This window comes from Kamptonema animale CS-326 (genome assembly GCF_028330895.1).
Taxonomy (GTDB): Bacteria; Cyanobacteriota; Cyanobacteriia; order Cyanobacteriales; family Microcoleaceae; genus Kamptonema; species Kamptonema formosum.
This window is the reverse complement of the sequence record NZ_JAQMUA010000135.1, coordinates 1-18,265: the sequence shown is the minus strand read 5'-3', so window position 1 is coordinate 18,265 and position 18,265 is coordinate 1. Positions and strand designations below refer to the sequence as shown.

General features: G+C 43.9%; 19 protein-coding genes. 11 read left to right on the top strand and 8 right to left on the bottom strand.

The annotated features are described in order from the left end of the window. The first annotated feature begins 58 nt into the window (after positions 1–58). Together PN499_RS08140 and PN499_RS08135 are read left to right on the top strand one after the other, a co-directional pair. A complete protein-coding gene (locus tag PN499_RS08140) occupies positions 59–511 on the top strand; it encodes an SET domain-containing protein (RefSeq protein ID WP_272031272.1) in 453 nt (150 codons plus the stop codon). Between the two features lie 157 nt (positions 512–668). Next, positions 669–1,601, top strand: a complete 933-nt coding sequence (locus PN499_RS08135) for a DMT family transporter (RefSeq protein ID WP_272031270.1) — start codon at positions 669–671, stop codon at positions 1,599–1,601. 34 nt (positions 1,602–1,635) lie between these two features. Here the strand turns inward: PN499_RS08135 and PN499_RS08130 are convergent, their stop codons facing one another. Continuing rightward, a complete protein-coding gene (locus tag PN499_RS08130) occupies positions 1,636–2,478 on the bottom strand; it encodes a Uma2 family endonuclease (protein WP_272031268.1) in 843 nt (280 codons plus the stop codon). A 263-nt stretch (positions 2,479–2,741) separates the two neighbouring features. Here PN499_RS08130 and PN499_RS08125 point away from each other — a divergent pair, with 263 nt between their 5' ends. From PN499_RS08125 to PN499_RS08095, 7 genes are all read left to right on the top strand, one after another. After that, complete coding sequence (locus PN499_RS08125) at positions 2,742–3,992, top strand: HEPN domain-containing protein (RefSeq protein ID WP_272031266.1); 1,251 nt, start codon at positions 2,742–2,744, stop codon at positions 3,990–3,992. A 54-nt stretch (positions 3,993–4,046) separates the two neighbouring features. Continuing rightward, positions 4,047–4,247 carry a type II toxin-antitoxin system HicB family antitoxin gene (locus PN499_RS08120; protein ID WP_272031264.1) on the top strand — a complete coding sequence of 67 codons (201 nt, stop codon included), beginning with the start codon at positions 4,047–4,049 and terminating at the stop codon, positions 4,245–4,247. Continuing rightward, positions 4,244–4,450 (top strand): type II toxin-antitoxin system HicA family toxin, encoded by a 207-nt coding sequence (locus PN499_RS08115; RefSeq protein WP_272031262.1) that lies wholly within the window; start codon positions 4,244–4,246, stop codon positions 4,448–4,450. Before PN499_RS08120 ends, PN499_RS08115 begins: the two co-directional genes overlap by 4 nt. Before the next feature lie 264 nt (positions 4,451–4,714). Further along, the gene (locus tag PN499_RS08110) at positions 4,715–4,945 is read left to right on the top strand and encodes an addiction module protein (protein ID WP_272031261.1); all 231 of its coding nucleotides are present in this window, start codon (positions 4,715–4,717) and stop codon (positions 4,943–4,945) included. Beyond that, positions 4,942–5,865, top strand: coding sequence for a hypothetical protein (locus PN499_RS08105; RefSeq protein ID WP_272031260.1), 924 nt, complete (start codon positions 4,942–4,944; stop codon positions 5,863–5,865). The genes PN499_RS08110 and PN499_RS08105 overlap by 4 nt, the downstream gene beginning before the upstream one ends. Before the next feature lie 175 nt (positions 5,866–6,040). Beyond that, a complete protein-coding gene (locus PN499_RS08100) occupies positions 6,041–6,418 on the top strand; it encodes a helix-turn-helix domain-containing protein (protein WP_272031258.1) in 378 nt (125 codons plus the stop codon). 361 nt (positions 6,419–6,779) lie between these two features. Then, complete coding sequence (locus tag PN499_RS08095) at positions 6,780–7,076, top strand: DUF2103 domain-containing protein (RefSeq protein ID WP_272031256.1); 297 nt, start codon at positions 6,780–6,782, stop codon at positions 7,074–7,076. A gap of 95 nt (positions 7,077–7,171) precedes the next feature. Here PN499_RS08095 and PN499_RS08090 read toward each other — a convergent pair whose 3' ends face one another. The 7 genes from PN499_RS08090 to PN499_RS08060 all read right to left on the bottom strand — a co-directional run bounded on the left by PN499_RS08090 (position 7,172) and on the right by PN499_RS08060 (position 13,504). Further along, entirely contained in the window at positions 7,172–7,801 is a 630-nt protein-coding gene (locus PN499_RS08090; RefSeq protein ID WP_272031254.1) for a HEAT repeat domain-containing protein, read from the bottom strand. 8 nt (positions 7,802–7,809) lie between these two features. After that, positions 7,810–9,306 carry a sensor histidine kinase gene (locus tag PN499_RS08085; protein WP_272031253.1) on the bottom strand — a complete coding sequence of 499 codons (1,497 nt, stop codon included), beginning with the start codon at positions 9,304–9,306 and terminating at the stop codon, positions 7,810–7,812. Between the two features lie 399 nt (positions 9,307–9,705). Further along, the gene (locus PN499_RS08080) at positions 9,706–10,536 is read right to left on the bottom strand and encodes a HEAT repeat domain-containing protein (RefSeq protein WP_272031251.1); all 831 of its coding nucleotides are present in this window, start codon (positions 10,534–10,536) and stop codon (positions 9,706–9,708) included. A 189-nt stretch (positions 10,537–10,725) separates the two neighbouring features. Further along, entirely contained in the window at positions 10,726–10,980 is a 255-nt protein-coding gene (locus tag PN499_RS08075) for a phycobilisome linker polypeptide (protein ID WP_272031249.1), read from the bottom strand. An 83-nt stretch (positions 10,981–11,063) separates the two neighbouring features. Further along, on the bottom strand, positions 11,064–11,933 hold the full coding sequence (locus tag PN499_RS08070) for a phycobilisome linker polypeptide (RefSeq protein WP_007355328.1): 870 nt from the start codon (positions 11,931–11,933) through the stop codon (positions 11,064–11,066). Between the two features lie 459 nt (positions 11,934–12,392). Next, positions 12,393–12,881 carry a phycocyanin subunit alpha gene (cpcA, locus tag PN499_RS08065; RefSeq protein ID WP_007355327.1) on the bottom strand — a complete coding sequence of 163 codons (489 nt, stop codon included), beginning with the start codon at positions 12,879–12,881 and terminating at the stop codon, positions 12,393–12,395. A 101-nt stretch (positions 12,882–12,982) separates the two neighbouring features. Next, on the bottom strand, positions 12,983–13,504 hold the full coding sequence (locus PN499_RS08060; RefSeq protein WP_007355326.1) for a phycocyanin subunit beta: 522 nt from the start codon (positions 13,502–13,504) through the stop codon (positions 12,983–12,985). A gap of 749 nt (positions 13,505–14,253) precedes the next feature. Here PN499_RS08060 and PN499_RS08055 point away from each other — a divergent pair. Further along, positions 14,254–14,412, top strand: coding sequence for a hypothetical protein (locus PN499_RS08055; protein WP_272031246.1), 159 nt, complete (start codon positions 14,254–14,256; stop codon positions 14,410–14,412). A gap of 961 nt (positions 14,413–15,373) precedes the next feature. Beyond that, positions 15,374–18,214, top strand: a complete 2,841-nt coding sequence (locus PN499_RS08050; RefSeq protein WP_272031245.1) for a cation-translocating P-type ATPase — start codon at positions 15,374–15,376, stop codon at positions 18,212–18,214. Positions 18,215–18,265: the final 51 nt, after the last annotated feature.

Below are 18,265 nucleotides of genomic sequence, written 5' to 3'. Positions count from 1 at the left end.
GGGGATTTGTAAACCGAGCGTTAATTTAAAGCAGTTTAAAAGTTTTGCAAGAATTATAATGATCGCAAAAACTCACGCAGGTATTTTTGTTAAACAAACTAACAAAGGAAATAGTGTTTTTGCCACTCGGAATTTTAAAAAAGGAGAAGTCGTTGTTATTGGACGACGGGTTGAAGTTCTGAAAGAGAGAACCATTCACTCTTTCCAAATGAACTTTAATTTACACATAGAAATGGATATTCCTGCCAGATTAATTAATCACTCCTGTCACCCTAATACTGGCATTAAAAATAATCAGTTCGGAGGATATAATTTTATAGCTTTAGTTGATCTCTCTGAAGGAGAAGAAATCACCTGGGATTATGAGACAACGGAGTACATTTCTATTGCTGTTCCTCAATGCTTGTGTAATTCCTCGAATTGCCGAGGAAGACTTCGTGGCTTTTCTTTTCTTCCCGCTGAAGCTAAGAAGAAATATGGAGAGTTTATTGCAGATTACCTCAAAAGCTAGCTTCACAAACTATTCATCCCTAAACTCTGAATGAAAAAGGAGTCAGGTAGAAGAACCAGAGGTTTCGCGACCTACAGCAGCGATCGGACAAAATCAATACCTTGCTTATACAATATCAAGTAACAACATTATTTAATGACTATTAAGGAAGCTCATAGTGTCAACTGAAAAATCTCCCATTTGGGCAATTCTCTCCTTAGTGGTTGCTGTTATTACCCTATCCTTTTCACCAATCCTGACTCGCATAACTGAAAATGAGTTAGGCCCTTACGCAACAATATTTAATCGTTTTTGGATTACTAGCCTAGCTTTAATCTTGGGAAATGGTATTAGAATACTTTGGGATAAGCGGAGCGATTCGCCACCTACTACTGCGAAAGAAGTTTATACTGCCAAGGATTTTTTCTACTTATTCCTAATTGCTAGCTTCGACTCAGCTTGCTTGGTAACTTGGGCTTGGTCTCTGACAAAAACAAGTGTTGCTCACTCTAATCTACTCCATAACACAACTCCTATATTTGCCTTTTTGGGTGGGTGGTTACTGTTAAGCCAATGTTTTAATCGTCGCTTTTTAATAGGTACAATCATAGCGCTAGGAGGAACTTTCATCATTGGTTTTCAAGATTTTCATATCGAGGGAGATACATTAATAGGAGACAGTGTTGCATTACTATCTGCCCTTTTCTACGCTGCTGTACTTTTGGTAACAGAGCAGCTACGAGTTAAATTTGGGACAACTACAATTTTAATATGGAACAGTATTTTTAGCTGCCTATTACTGTTGCCATGTGCACTGATATTTGAAGATAGATTATTGCCAGCTTCTCTTTCTGGATGGTTATCTGTTATTGGTTTAGGACTTTTGTGCAACTTAATTGGAGGTGGGGCATTATTTTATAGCCTGAAACAATTTTCATCTAGCTTTGTCTCTCTAATTATGTTGCTGGAACCTGTCATTGCAGCAGTCTTAGCCTGGGCAATTTTTGCTGAACAATTAAATTTCTTAAACGGTTTAACGTTTTTAGTAGTATTATCTGGGATTTATTTTGCTAAATCAGGTAGCCCATTAGATGATAGCTTAACTCCCTAAACCTAAGTTAACGTGAGTTCAATGCGATCGCACTTTACCCCAATCTCTGCACATCTTCCACTGACAGCGACAGCGCTTGAGCTACTTGCTCTACAGTTAAACCCATTGCCAGAAGTTGGGGAATAGCATCCCGTTGAGTTTGCTCCGCGCGATCGGCACGTTGGCGTTCCTGTTCAGTATTGAGGCGTTCGAGTCTAGCCTGTTCGCTACCAGTTAGCAACAAATTCCCCTCATTATCCCACCAACGTAACCATCGCTGATGCTGATTTTGATAGTTACCTTCCCACACTCCTAACTCTACTCCCATCAGCTCGATCGGGTAATGTCCGCGCTCGTTTGGTTGCAAGCGGCGATAGCGAGTATTTACCCAATTATAAACTTCCAATTCACTCGTTTTAATGATGTAAATTGCATAGTAAGGAATCCGAATAATTTGCTCATATACCCAAAACTTTCCTGGTTTCTGGTTGATACCTTCGGGTAAGCGAGATAAGGGAGTATTATCTCGTTCTTCAGCTCCATTTCCACTCGCAAATTCGATAGCAATTAATGGCACAATATACTCGCGCCACAACACATAAGAGCGGCGAATTTCGCCATCTAACAGGGGTGGAACGTTGGGAATGTAGAACCAGTCAGGGGCTTCGGCTCCGCGTTCTGGAGGCTCGGTTTCGCGCCAGTAAATGCCACAATCTTGCCCGATCGCATATTGTCCGTCGGGGTGGAGGGTTTGCAATGTGGTTTCCAGGGAATCAGTGAGTAGGATACTCTGGGGATGTTCTTGGAAGTTTTTCACAAACGTGCCGTCGGAGTCAGGTAGTTGAGTATGATCGGGAAAGGCGGGGGGTAATGTTGTGGGGTTGAGGCTTTGGGTCATGTCTATCCGATGGTGAAAGGACAGATGCTTTATTAATTAGAGCATAGCGATCGCGGATTGGGAGGATTTATTAGGTAACTTCTTTCAGTGCGGTAAGTAAGATATTTAAGTCAGATTGTGCGCCGAAATCGATTGAGAAAAAGAGATGCCGACGGGGAGTAAGAAGGGGTTGACATACATGAGCAAATTGCGGTATTTTATTCTTGTATGATTATTGTAGCGTATCTGCTATACGATTAGCAATTATATTTATAAGGATACTTATGAATCTTCTTGATACTGTAAACGAAATTATAGGATTGGCTGAAATCGGCGGAGATTACTTCGGGCGTGATGTTTCACGTCATAGCTTTGGGTTGGGTGATGATGCCATTAACTTCGTAGACCAAAATAATTTCAAGTATTGTGAAGCAATAGCGAGAGCATTCAGCTCAGATGCCGAAATAGAAAGCACTTATACGTTAGAGAAATATCAAGATTTGCTTATCAACTATTTTCGTGATTTAATTCTGCATGGTAACTCGGCTAAGCAACACGATGTGACTTCATTTTGCGATCAGTTAAAATCAGAAGAGAAAAAAATATTTTCAGTATTTAGAGACATATATGGGATAACTCTTAGCAATCCAAGTTCCCCATTACTGCTAGGGGAATATGCGGTATATGACTTTCAGTCTCATAAAGAGGCTATTGAGTCAAAGACAGAATTAAAGCCTCAATATATTTGGCTTCAGGATACCCCAGAATATTTGATTGAGTGGAAAGCGAAAGCTAGACATTTTGAAAAAGCTGTTGAAATTGCAGATCGGCAGTTTGAGCGGTTTGAGTTAGTTCTTCGTTATGTTATAGGATATCCAACATCTCGCTTTGAGGTTGGGATTTTAAATTATCAAGGCTGGCGTAATCGACGCGCATACATATTCTCTGAAGATGGTCTACCGTCTACGCGATCAAGTAATCATGGAGCTATAGAGCTATTACCATTAGATAACCCCTATATTATAAGCAATGAAGCAGGCTATAAATATGTTTGGGACTTGGCTAGCACAAATAATCTAAATAAATTTCAGAAAAGAATTATTTTAGCTATTGAATGGATAGGCCAATCAATTGCAGAACTATCACCGCAGAGTGCTTTTCTAAAATCCGCAATTGCACTAGAAATAATTTTCACATATAATGAGAATACAATTATCACTCCATCTATTCTTAATCAAATATCAGAGGGTGCGGCTCTTATATTGGGTGAATCTATTGAGGAAAGGATGGAAATCGAATCGAAGGTTAAAAAACTCTACAGTTTGAGATCGGCAATTGTCCATTCAGGAAACAAAAACATAAGTGAATCAGACCATCAAACTATGCTTGAAGTGTCACGCGCTGTAATAATTAGGCTACTAACATCAAAAGCATTAAAAAGTATTGATTCTGTTGAAAAACTATATGAATTACTTAAAAGGACAAAGTATTCAGGAGGGGCAATAGACACCAGCAAGATGCGATCGCCAGATTGAAAAAAATAAAATTGTGCGTTAAAATCATTAGCAGATAGCTATTAGAGATTGGGTATGAAAATCAAGGTAATTATTTGGCAAGAAGATGGTGTATGGTGCGGTTCAGTTCCAGCCCTTCCAGGTTGTCACACCTGGGGGGAGAGCTATGAACAGTTGTTAGAGATGCTCGAAGATGCTGTTCAGGGTTGGCTTGAAGTCGCTAGTCAACAAAAGGAACTTGCCCCCGAAAAACAGTTAATTGAGTTATCTCTATGAAATCTGTTTCTGGCAAAGCACTTTGCAAAATTGTTGAGCAACATGGTTGGGAACTAAAAAGAATCACTGGTAGCCACCATATCTACGGAAAAGACGATATTGCAGTTATTCTCTCTATTCCTGTGCATAGCAATCGAGACTTACCTACTGGAACGTTAAGAGCTATTCTCAAGGATGCTGGGATTACAGAGGAAGATATCTAGCTTGCATAAAGCTACCGCCAAGACTTAAATCAGATTGGAAGCGATCGCTGCGATCTTTTTAAAACAAATGTACAACTATCGCATCATTTTAAAACGAGTAGGAATTGCACTGATCGCGATTGGCATACTCGATATCGCGTATACAATCTACTCCATATCACAGGCTCAGAACTATCGCAAAGCAAATTAACCCCAGCTCAATGACCTTCTATTGGTCTAAAATCTGTTACATTACGATCGTAATTAAGGATTTGGCGAAGAGCTATGCGGTCAATTGAACAACTAACAGAAGAGCTTTTATCTTTGCCTAGAGAATCAAGAGCACTTTTGGCAGAAAAACTCGCAGAAAGTTTAGAATTCGATATCGACCCAATGATTCAGGCCGCTTGGACAACTGAGGCTCATAGACGACGTAACGAGATCCGAAGCGGTGCTGTCCAAGCAATTCCGGGGGATGAAGCCTTAGCTCAAGTGAGGCTGTTGCTCGATCCATGAAATATGTATTTCATCCTGAAGCACTTGCTGAATATTCTGAAGCTGTGCAATACTATGTAGTACATTTTGATTCTCGCAGTAACGCATTGCAGTCGAGAGCCTGGGTATTGGAAAAGCCGCAAATAATTGAAACATTCAGCAATCCAACATTTAAAATGCCTGAGATAACTCTGCTACATGAAATTGCTCATTGCCCCCATGCACGGTTCTGTCGAGAAAATCCTGCTGCTGAACATCCATGTAGCGAAATTGTTAATTATCAAAAGTCGCTCAATTTAGACGATTTTCAAGTACCTGAGCCTTGGAGTGGACATATAGAGAAAGCTCCTATTCTTTTTCTGAGTTCAAATCCATCAATTGGCGCTGGTGAAAACTACCCAAATTGGTCTTGGTCAGACGATGATATGGAAGATTACTTCAGTTATCGTTTTGGAGGGGGACGCAAGGAATGGATCGTAAATGGTACGAAATCCTTACTAATGGACGGGACATATAGCCATGCTGTTAAGTTCTGGGCAGCAGTCCGGCAACGTGCTATGGAGTTATTTGAACGGGATGTGCTTCCAGGAATTGATTATGCACTTACCGAAATAGTGCATTGTAAATCCCATAAGGAAATTGGCGTAGAACGAGCGCAAAATAAATGTGTTAAAGCCTATTTGTTGAGAACTTTAGAACTGGCCGGGGCAAAAGTAATTGTGGTGCTGGGAGAACGTGCAAGGAAAGCAATTCAAAGTCAATTCAATATTCCTGAAAAAATCTCAGTGTCTGAGGCAATAAAGATAGGGAGCCATGAAAGATTTTTTGCTTTCCTTCCACATCCAAATGCCCACAAAGATCGTTCTTTTTCCAAGTGCTTTCAGGATGATGAGCTTGAAAAGTTACGCGCATCTTTGCATCCGTGGAAAAATGGTGAGTGATGCACATGGTTAAAGTTACTTGAACGTGCGCTCGCCCGATTGAAAACTTTACCTTCTAGTGAGCAAGATGCGATCGCGTTATTATAGAAGCTATGCGTATTTTATCCCGCAGCACCCTACGAGACTTCTGGGAATCTCATCCAGATGCAGAAATAGTCTAAACAGAGGTGAATATATGGAATTGCGCCCAATTAGAAATGAAACGGACTATCAGGAAGCCCTTAAAGAGATCGAGTTACTATTTAATGCAGCCGCAAACACTCCAGAGTACGATCGATTAGATGTTCTCAGCACTTTAGTAGAAGCCTACGAAAAAAAACACATTCCGATCGCAATTCCCGATCCCATTGAAGCGATTTATTATTACATGGAAACTCGCGGATACTCTCATCGCGATTTAGAGTCTTGTCTCGGTAGTCAGGCTAATGTGTCTGAGGTTTTATCTCGGAAACATCCATTAACATTAGATATGATTCGGAAGTTGAATCAAGAACTAGGGATTCCCGCTGAAATTCTCATTCAACCATATCAGTCGGTAAAAATCCCCGCGTAACAATCTTACGTGCAGCTTTCATCCCGGATAATATTTGTCGATCGCTATTGTCAGGGAAAGAGCTAGTCACAATATCCTTTGCTTTTATAAATGTAATCATATTCTGGGTTGGTGCTCGCGTAGAATATGATATGCTTCTAGATCAATTATAGACCCGATTGTAGCTGTGCGATCGCCCCATTGAAAACTTTCCACTCACCGCAAAACCTCCGCGTGCTCCTGCATCAGAGCAACCGGTTCCCCCAGCACAAACCCTCCTTACGACCAAAACCAACCTATCTATCCCATAAAAACACCAGCATCTAACCTTGTCAACAGAATAGTGGACTAGACTGGGTATGTTGATTTTGGTTAAAATATCATGAACTCTTCATCTAAAGGCCGCCTAGTTTGGAACCATTCCACCCACATCCCCGGTTTAATCCCCATCCTAGAGCGCCTCACCTATCTAAACGGCATTCAAACAGTCACTCCAGCCGTCATCGGCCATGTTAGAGGCCATATTCCCCGCTTAACATTAAGAGTATCAGTACCCATTCGCGGCGGATTTAAACTAATCGCCAGACAGGGTAAAACTGTACAAGAGGTATTTATATTAACAACTCTGAGTCAAGGCGACTTAGAAAATGCGATCGCGCAAGCCTTACTCAAGGGGTGAAAAAGTTAAAAATTTTCAACTAATCCTTCCCAAATAGCAGTTTTTAATTGTTACGTACTGCTCTTAATTAGCAATCAGCAATTAGCCATTAGCAATTAGCAATTAGCAATTAGCAATTGTTGATTAGCTAACATTGCACGAGCCCGAACTGCCAAAGTTTCATCTGTCTTGATTATTTCCTCAAACCGAGCTAAAACCTCAGCTAACCAATTAGGCTGCACTGTCGCCGCAGCCAAAGCTTGCAAGCCTCCCACTGCTGCATAGCGAACCACCCACTCCGGGTCTTGAGACGCTTGTAGCAGGGTTTTGCAAGCTATTAATTGAGATTCTGTCACCCTTTCTGGTGGCAATTGTTGCCAGCAAATCGTCCCCAAACCCTTAGTGGCCGCGCGACGCACGCTGAGAGCAAAATCATTAATGGCTGCATCTACTAAAATCTCTAAACCGCGTGGATCTCCAACTCCCGCTAAGGCGCGAATTGCCCAAGCTCTAGCACCGTAATTATAGCCGTCAAGCTGTTCTAGCAAGGGGAGTACGGCGGGTTCTCCCACTTGAATTAGCCCGTCAACGGCTGCAACTGCGGCACCGGGGTTGTTATAGCCGAGAACTGTAATTAAAGTAGGAATTGCCTCCTCTGAACCAGTTGCAGCTAAAGCTTTAACTGCATTTAATAAGCTATCGGCTGAATCTGCTTTTTCAACTGCACGAATTAATTCTATTACCATTTTTGTAGTTAAATATTGACAGCTACTTGGCTATCGATCGCTTTGACTTGTGACGATAATTTTTGCCGCATCGGAATCGAAATTACGAATTCAGTACCCTGTCCGGGGGGGGAAATACACTCTAATTGGCCGCTGTGCTTTTCTACCACAATTTGGTAGCTAATGGATAGACCCAAACCAGTGCCTTTGCCCACTTGCTTTGTCGTAAAGAAGGGGTCGAATAACTTACGCCGTATATCTGTCGGTATTCCCAGACCATTATCACCAATATGTACCGCGACGCGATCGCCCTCTACAACTTCTGTGCGAATCCGAATCGCAGGTACTTCGTAACTGCTACTGTCTTTCCCCTTCTGCATCTGCGACTGAGTACCCATTAATTCTTCCAAAGCATCAATCCCATTGCTAATTACATTCATAAATACCTGATTTAATTGACCAGCGCAACACTCTACCAGAGGGAGTGTGCCATATTCTTTAATTAGTTTAATGCCGGGATTTTTACCACTGGGTTTGAGCCGCTGTTGTAATATCAGCAAGGTGCTCTCTATGCCCTCGTGAAGATCGACGAGTTTCATATCAGCTCGATCGAAACGGGAGAAGTTTCGCATGGAGTGGACAATCTGGCGGATGCGTTCACTTCCGACTTCCATCGAGGACAGCAATTTTGGTAAGTCTTCCAGCAGAAAACCGAGGTCAATTTCTTCTACCACAGCTTGAACCTCTGCTACGGGGTTGGGATAGTTCTGGGCGTAGGCATCTAGCAGTCTCAGCAAGTCTCGGAAGTAATTATTAGCGTAGGTGATATTGCCTTTGATGAAGTTGACTGGGTTGTTAATTTCATGAGCAATTCCAGCAGTGAGTTGCCCTAATGAGGACATTTTTTCGCTATGAACCAGTTGAGCTTGAGTTTGTTTGAGTTTTTGCAGGGTCTGTTGCAGGTGTTGGTGTTCAGCGATTAATTGCGCTTCGGATTGTCGCAATGCTTGCTCGGCATTTGTGCGATCGCGGATCTCTTCGGTGAGGGTAGCATTAGCTTGTAACAGCGAAGCTGTTCGTTCTTTAACCCGTAGTTCCAACACCTGTGCTAGTTCCTCCAATGCTGATTCTGCTCGCCGCCGCTGTTCGATTTCATTTTCCAGTGCTAAGTTGGCGGCCTCTAGTTTTGCGGGAGAGGGAAGCGCTAGTGCAAAGGGCATGAGTGTTAACAACAGCAAAACTGTACTCCCACAGACAAAAGCCGTCATCGCTTTCATGAATTCTGATACCCAGGAGTTGGGGAACCACAGATACCACAAATCGATGATATAGGCAGTGCCGCAGGCGGCGAAAAATGCTCCAAATATTAGGAACATCCACTGGAAAGGTATATCCCGTCCTTTATAGAGGGAATAAACCAACATAGTTGGAATCGCGTAATAGGCGATCGCGATCGCTATTTGCAGCCACTCCCAACTTGGAGTTCCACTATTACCTGAAACTGCCACACTCAAAAACTGTATCACGCTCGCTCCTTGTTCTCAATAAGCTTAAATTGCCCATACTCTGCTTTAGCAGAGAAGATTACCCCTTTATTGCTAAACTTTAGACTTTAGTCAGGCTCTCAGTTACTTGGACAGGACTTACGCACGATGGCGGCGTTACGTAATGCGTAAGTCCTATTGAATAGCTGTCTTTAGGAACCTTCTAGTCGTCTTTCAAGCTGAAAGTATCTGGCTAAACCAAGGGAAAATCCTAAAATTGATTATAACTTATTGAGTTTATTTCTCAATAAGTTCGCAAAAATTTAATTAATAGCCCAAAGGAACTCATACCATTTCTCTTCGGACTTACGCAGGTTTGAAGTAACGCCGCCATCGGTTGCACTAAAATACCGCCCAGAGGACGGTGTTACCTATGGAAATTTAGAGCAAACTATCCATCAGGGTCATTACCTGGACAGATTCATCAGATAAACAGAGGGATGGTTTTTGGTTCAGGTGATGTTCTAATATTCCTTTAAGGGCAATCAGTTTAAGGCTATTTTCTGCTAAAGTTTCTGCGATCGCAACAGCTCCGGGCAAATAACCGATCGCTCCTAAATCCATTAAAGCCGATCGCCGTAATTGCAAATCACCGCCCTCTAAAGCTTGAACTAAGCGATCGCCATAAACTGCTTGACCTGTTAACTGGTACATTGCTCGCGCAGCAGCGTATTGTACCCGTTCTACAGGATGGTCTAGAAATGGGGCAATTAAGTCTGTTGCCGATCGCGCTTGGAGGGTTCCTAATGCTTCAATGATGCCATCGTAAGGCTGCACTAAATGAGCTTTTCCCGGTACTCGCACCGCAGCAGCCAAACCCCCTTCTAGCAGTTTTACCAGTGCCGGAATGACCGCGCGATCGCCTAGCATTTCTAATGCCTGTACCGCAGCTTCCCGCACGTAATAGTCGGAGCATTCTAAACATTTAATCAGCGTCGGTATCGCTTGTTTATCTTCCAGTTTTCCCAATGCGCGCGCTGCATTCCGTTGTAGGGAATAGTCCCCCGCTAGTGTCAGTTCTGACTCTTCCTCCAAAGCTGCAATCAAACCTGCAATTGCCTCTGGTTCCTTAACTCGAAACCGACCAATCCACCAGGCGGCATAATAGCGAAGGCTATAATCTTGGTGGCGCAAATTCGCGATCGCCACATCTACCGTTAAAGACTCGGCCCCACTCATCTCCGGTGGCAAACCTGCTTCTGAATACTCCATAATTCTTTATCTAGCAATCATCAAGAGGGTGAGAATATTTTTAATTGCTGAAACCATTAATTTAGATCGCCTTTTCCTTCTGACTTCTGCTATAAATGGTTAATTGCTAACAACTAATTCCCAAGTGCTAATTTCCATAACTAGCAATCAGTAATTAGCTATTAGCAATTAGTTATTAGCTATTAGCTGTTAGTTCTGCTCGGCTTCGGCGGCACCATTTGTCAATGGTTGAATGCTAACAATTGTTCCACCTAAGCGAGCAATCCGTTCCATTTCCTGATTCATCCGGCTGTAAGGCACGACGATCAATGTACTGCCAGAGCGAATCTGATAGTCATTTTGAGCCGTGTTTTCATTTTGGCGCAAGCCAGTCACTTCATAGCGAAAGCAGCGAGTGCTAGACGAGGAAGTGCTTGGTTTTCCAGCTACGTTTTGACTCAACATTGTGCTTTTGACTTCCAACTTTTGAAGATTTATCAACCAAATTGCCAATGCTTAACAGTTAACATTTAACAGTTAACTGTTAACTAAATAGCAGTAACGCTGGCAATTCTGCCACCAAGGCGATGAATTTTCTGCATTTCATTGAGTAGTGCTTCGCCAGGTATGACGAAAGCCCTGCTGCTGCGGCGCACACTGGGATATCCGCCAACACGAATACCTGCCACTTCAAGGCGGTATAAACGACCTTCTTTGCCGTAAGCTGCTGCGCCACCTAAACCAGTGCTAGGAGTAACGTTGGCACTAGAAGGACGATAAGCCCAGCCGTCGTTGCCGCCAGAGGGCCCAATAATCGCACTCACCGTGTTGGAACCAAGTTCTCCAGCTAGGCGAGAGGAGTTACCTTCTAATTGAGCGCGATCGCTATTAGCATAGCCCCGGTATAAGCGGAATATGCGGGTAAACCCAACAGATCTTTGTCCTCGTTGAAAGACAAAGGCTCGGCAGTAAGGCACAATATCTTCACCGAAGTTTTCTTGATACTCTACGGAGTCAATGTAGGAATCAATATCAGCATCGTAACCTTGAGATTGGTACAAATTCAAATGATGGATCACTTCCGACTCGTCGTAGGGAGCGCGACCTAGCAAATGTTTGTAGTTAAGTTCAATCAACCGGGTTTGGAAACTGTTGTAGAAAAACTTGGTTTTGTACAGTTCCGATTTCGCCACAGCCCGGACAAATTCCCGTACTGTCAAGCTACCATCAGACAGCAAAGACTCAGCACCGACTAGACGCTCTGATTTCATCACGTAGTCGTTACCCAGTAGCTGACGATAAACAGCCTTAATCACAACTTGTGCGTCTTCTTTAGTCCAATTTTGACGCAATTCAAGCTTGGGTGCATCGCTATAAGCTGATGTTCCTAGTCTCGATGCTTGAGCGGTAATAGGCACGTCAAATCCTCCTGTGATTCACAATATCGTTCTTCGATTTGGGATTTTAGATTTTAGATTTTGGATTTATCCCTAATACACAAATAGAGAGATTAAAAATTTCAGAAAAAGCAAACTTTTCCCTTGCTAAAGCTAGGGGCTTGTTCCAAAAAATCATCCAAAATTAAAAATCTAAAATCTTACAGCCAGTTGTTGGTCGTTAACTTTTAACTGTTGGCGGCGAAACAGTTAATGGGCAACTGATAAAGAACTGTGTCCCTGATTTAGCTAGGGAAATGCTTATGATACTGCCGCATACAGTCAATTTTTTATCGGTTTGCTCTTAATTAACTTCCAACCAGAAAACTTGTTTATTGCTCTTTGCAGCATCTACTGAAAACCGAAGATGCCCGGGAATGTAAACAACCGCTAACCTATTTGCTAACAGCAGCTTACCTTTCCGGGCATCACGAGCGCGATCTAGCTCAGGGCGTTGATTGCGTAGTCGATGTAGGAGTTAGCTTCAGAGGCAGCGTCGCCACTTAAACCGTGATTAGCTTTGATGTACTTGAGGGCTTCAACGTACCAGCTAGGAGACAACTCGAATGTGCGGTTGATTTCGTCGAGTCCTGCAATCAGGTATTCGTCGATGGGGCCGGTACCACCAGCAACCAAGCAGTAAGTGATCTGGCGCAGGTAGTAGCCGATGTCGCGGGCGCACTTGGCTTTACCACGAGCATCAGAGGCGTAGTTATTCCCTTGCATTTGGGTGGTGTAGGGGAATTTGTTGTACACTGCTTGAGCTGCACCATCGGTCAAGCGCTGAGCGTTAGCGCTCAAGGACTTGGCGGCTTCTAAGCCAGAGGTGGCTTGGCGGAAGCGACCGAAAGCTACTTGGAGTTCGGTGCTGCTCAGGAAGCGGCCTTGAGAATCGGCGGCTGTCACTGCTTCAGTCAAAGGGGTTTTCATTGTTGAGGTATCTCCCTAGTGTTTTGCTTTGGTGTTCGTAACAAGTTTGTTTTGTGCAGATGCGATCGCTCGCGTCTTACAGATATGACCGACAGGGCTTTTTAGCCTACAGCAGAGGCAGCACGGTCGAAGTAGCCACCGATTTCAGAAACCAAGGAGCTGCAATCACCACGAGTGATGCCATTGGTATCGTTAACGATCGCGATCGCTGCTTCCTTCATTTTTTGGACACCGGCTGCAACAGAACCACCGGGAACTCCCAGAGCTTGGTAAGTTTCGCGGAGACCATTCAAGCAGCGATCGTCTAAAATGCTGGCATCGCCTGCGAAAGTTGCGTAGGTGACATAACGCAAGATGATTTCCATGTCGCGTAAGCAAGCTGCCATACGACGGTGGGTGTAAGCATTACCGCCAGGAGCGATCAATTGGGGCTGTTCGGCGAACAAAGAACGAGCTGCGTTAGCAACGATGCTGGAAGCGTTGCCGGTGATCCGGTTAACTGCATCAATGCGCTTGTTGCCATCTGCAACCATGCTGCTCAGGGCATCCAATTGACTGTTGGCGAGGAATTCGCCGCGAGCGTCAGCTTGGGAAACCACTTTGGTGAATGCGTCAAAACTCATGAACGAACTCTCCTACTTTTGGACTTAATTACGATACAAAACTGTTCAGTTAAAATCGATTCAGGCTGCTAGAGAGCCCGGAAAGGTTGAATACAGACCCCAGCTACTAGGCTGGCAGGCTTGGTTTCTGTCTTTGCCTCTGCTCTGGCTTTTTCTTGCCGGGCAACGGGCTCTTAAGAAACCTTAGAGAATTTTACACCGTTTATGAGAGGTAACAAACCTTGTCAATCAGTGTTTTTATTAACTGTTCGCCTGTTGTCTTAACCCTTCAGATAATCTTTATACAATGATGTCGAGCGTTTGTTTATTACAAATTATTACGGAATTTAATCTTTTTTCATAGATTAAAAGTTGTAGGACTTAGCCGGAAAATTTACTCCTTTTGATAGATGCGCTTGCAGAGCTTGAACAGTCTAGGAGCTTCAGCTCTACCTTAAGTGGGCAAAGTAGAGATTGGCAACGAAAGAACTAAAGCGCGATCGCCCTCGGGCGATGCCCCTTACTCGCTGTTTTGTTAAGTAATGTAAACTAAATTAAAATCTTATATTTTAAGAAGTGGCTAAGGGCACTACAACAATATTCCAATATTTCGTAGTGATGCCTTTAGCCGCTGCCGATGTTTTAGTTAATAACTTCAGTGGCTACTAGGGCTTAAGCTATTATCCGAACCATGACCATAGTCTCGTACCAGATAGCCGATCCAAACATTCCATAACCATTTCCTCCCTGGCTCTAGTAAATATCAGTGAATGCTACTTTCTAAGCTTTCCCTCACCATCCGCTCTCCTGCTCTGCTAAATACCAGCGAAAGCTACTCGATCGCCAACGAGCGGGAAGTTTACTCATTCATGCTTAACTGGTTATATTGGTATCATTCAGGGATTGATAGTAGTAATTTTCACAACTAATAGTCCGTTCCTCGTAATCATAACAAATAGTTCTGCCCCTAAAATTATCTCACAGTTTTAATGCCAATCTCTCCAGTAATCGACATTTGTAAATCTCTTAGCTATAGCAGTAGCCCAGGTGGTTACGAGATTCTCAATTACTGAAACCCCTGATTCTATTCCTTTCTCCCCTGAGCATCTTACTCCTTAACTATCAAACATCAAAGTTAGCAAAGTTCACGAGGACAACGATAGCGATTATGCAAATAACCCAGGTATTAATGGGGACGGGATTACTTTCCCATCTCTCAAATAGTAAATCAATCATTTGCTTGCGGTGGGATTGTGAGTTTAGTTAGATAGCATTTATCTCCCTAAAAAGTAGTATTTATACGGTAAATAACCGAGCTTGCATTAATGCGATCGCGAGTGTAAAATACAAAATAATTTGTTGACACTGTTTTATAAACTCTGCCTTTTGTTTTACTTTAAAATTGATAGTCATACATAAAATTTACCTCGATTAAAGATTGAAAAAGACAACAAATTAGTCGCTGCCAAAACATATTTCACTAATAAAGAAAGTGAATAAAATTGCGCCTCGAATATATTTTAATTCTAATGCTCATAGTAGCGATTGGAGTCGTTTTTGCGTACACTAATCACCACCCGAAATTCCAATTTCTTTACTTTAGTTTACAAAAGTGCCACGATTAGGGAAGATTACAAGTGAAAGGTCAAGACTCCCGCCAGTAGTCAAGCTGCGGTGTAAGAGTTAAAATCCTTGGACTCAAAGGATTGACCACAACTACTTGGGTAAAACCCCAAAAAATTGCTAATTTTTATGTAGTGGTGGGTCAAAGTTATTCAGCCGGAGGAAAGTAAGCGGACACAGAGAGAGAGAAATACGCAATTTTTCTTCTCCCTCCTGCTTCCTTTTTTCTCCCACAACAAACCCCACAAGCCCAATGCCTTAAGCCCAATGCCCCATCCTCAAACTATGCCTTCAAATTCTCCGTTAGCTTGGCACAGCCTAGAAATTGACAAAACCCTGCAACAGCTAAGCAGCGACCCCGACACTGGTCTGAGCGCTCAAGAGGTGTCACAACGCTTGCAGCAATACGGCCCCAACGAACTCGAAGAGATAGCAGGGCGTAGCCCTTTGTCGATTTTTATCGACCAGTTCACCAACATTATGCTGTTGATGCTGATGGGCGTGGCTGTAGTTTCGGCTATTTTGGACATCAGAAGTAACAGTTTCCCCAAAGACGCGATCGCAATTTTTGCCATAGTCGTCCTTAACGGTATCTTGGGCTATCTCCAAGAAAGCGGTGCCGAAAAAGCCCTCGCTGCCCTCAAAAACCTAGCTTCTCCCCTAGTGCGAGTAGTGCGCGATCGCAAAATTTCGGAAATTACCGCCAAAGAACTCGTACCGGGAGACATCATGCTGCTGGAAGCTGGGGTAAAAGTAGCAGCCGATGGCCGTCTTATCGAAGCATCCAACCTGCAAGTTAGAGAAGCCGCCCTCACAGGGGAAGCGGTACCTGTCACCAAACAAGCTGGGGTAGAACTCAAAGAAGATACATCTTTAGGCGATCGCATCAACTTAATTTTTCAAGGCACAGAAGTAGTCCAAGGTAGAGCAAAAGCGATCGTAACTGGCACCGCAATGGATACGGAACTGGGTAAAATTGCCGCCCTTCTCCAGTCCGTAGAAAGCGAACCAACACCCCTACAACAGCGGATGACTCAGCTAGGAAACGTTCTAGTCTCAGGAGCCCTGGGCTTAGTTGCCATCGTCGTCATTGGCGGGATGCTTAAGTTTGATGGCAGCGGGCTGTGGTTCGATACCAGTAAATTTGAAGAACTGCTAGAAGTCTCCCTAAGTATGGCAGTGGCCGTCGTTCCCGAAGGTCTCTCAGCCGTAGTCACAGTCACTCTGGCACTAGGAACTAGGCGGATGGTCAAGCGTAACGCCCTAATCCGCAAACTGCCAGCAGTAGAAACTTTAGGTTCCGTCACCACGATTTGTTCCGACAAAACCGGCACCCTGACTCAAAACAAGATGGTAGTTCAGGGAGTCAATACCGCCAGCTACAGGGCGGCCCTGACTGGTGAAGGCTATGCCCCCATTGGCGAGTTCATGGATAGCGCCTCCAACAAAATTGAGAATTTAGAAGAATATCCCGAACTCGAATCTATACTTGTCGCCTGTGCAGTCTGTAATGATGCAGTATTGCAGCAAGAAAATGGCGAATGGATAATTTTAGGCGACCCCACAGAAGGAGCTCTACTTTCCTTGGCGGGAAAAGCCGGGATTTACAGGGAACAGCAAGCTAGAGTTTTACCTCGCGTGGCAGAGTTCCCCTTCTCCTCGGAACGCAAGCGGATGAGCGTTATTTGCGAAATGCCAGGACAGGGAGGAAAATGGGCTGTACCTCTGGAAAATGAGGAAGAGGCAAATTATTTAATGTTTACCAAAGGCTCTCCAGAATTAATTTTGGAGCGTTGTAAATCTATTGTCACGGGCGATCGCGCCGATTTTCTCACTGATGAAGTTCGCACCAGCATCCTAGAGCAAAATAACGACATGGCAAGTCGCGGCCTGCGCGTACTTGGTTTGGCTTATAAATCTTGGGAAAGCTTGCCCCCAGAAGGTTCTGAAGAAACCAGCGAGACGGATATGGTTTGGCTGGGGCTGGTGTGTATGCTAGACGCACCTCGGCCAGAAGTAAGGGACGCAGTGGCAAAGTGTCGCGACGGTGGTATCCGCGCTGTGATGATTACAGGCGATCACCAGTTAACGGCAAAGGCGATCGCGATCGATTTAGGAATTGCCCAAGCAGGCGATCGCGTCCTCACCGGTCAAGAATTAGAAAGGCTCAGTCAAGAAGAACTCAAAGAGCTAGTTAGCAGCGTCAGCGTCTACGCCCGTGTCTCCCCAGAGCACAAACTGCGAATAGTTAAAGCCTTGCAAAGTTTAGGCAAATTTGTCGCCATGACAGGGGACGGCGTGAACGACGCTCCCGCCCTCAAGCAAGCAGATATCGGTATTGCAATGGGTATTACCGGCACCGATGTCAGCAAGGAAGCTAGCGATATGGTGCTGATCGATGACAACTTTGCCACCATTGTCGCCGCCGCTGAGGAAGGGCGAGTTGTTTACACCAATATCCGCCGCTTTATTAAGTACATTTTGGGTAGCAACATTGGCGAAGTGTTGACAATTGCAGCCGCTCCTTTAATAGGTTTGGGAGGAGTTCCCCTCTCACCTTTACAAATTTTGTGGATGAATTTAGTTACAGATGGCGTTCCTGCTCTGGCTTTGGCAGTGGAACCAGCGGAGCCAAATGTAATGAAGCGGCCTCCTTTCAGCCCCCGCGAAAGTATTTTTGCCAGAGGGTTAGGTCTATATATGGTTCGCATCGGGATTGTTTTTGCAATTATCACGATCGCGATGATGGCTTGGGCTTATAGCTATACTCACGCTCCTGAGTATACGGGCGATCGAGACACTTGGAAGACGATGGTGTTTACAACTCTCTGTTTAGCTCAGATGGGACACGCGATCGCGATTCGCTCTAATACTCAACTAACTATTGAGTTAAACCCGATGACTAATCTCTTTGTTTGGGGAGCTGTAATTGTCACTACTATTTTGCAGCTAATGTTGATTTATGTTCCTTTCCTGAGAGACTTCTTCGGCACGCAGATTTTGAGTCCGATGGAACTTGCTATTTGCTTTGGTTTCAGTGCGCTGATGTTTGTTTGGATTGAAATGGAAAAGCTGTTTGTGCGCTTTTACCGTAAATCTCAGCATTAGAAAGAATCGGTTTGTAGAGATGCAATTAGTTGCATCTCTACAAATGAGATC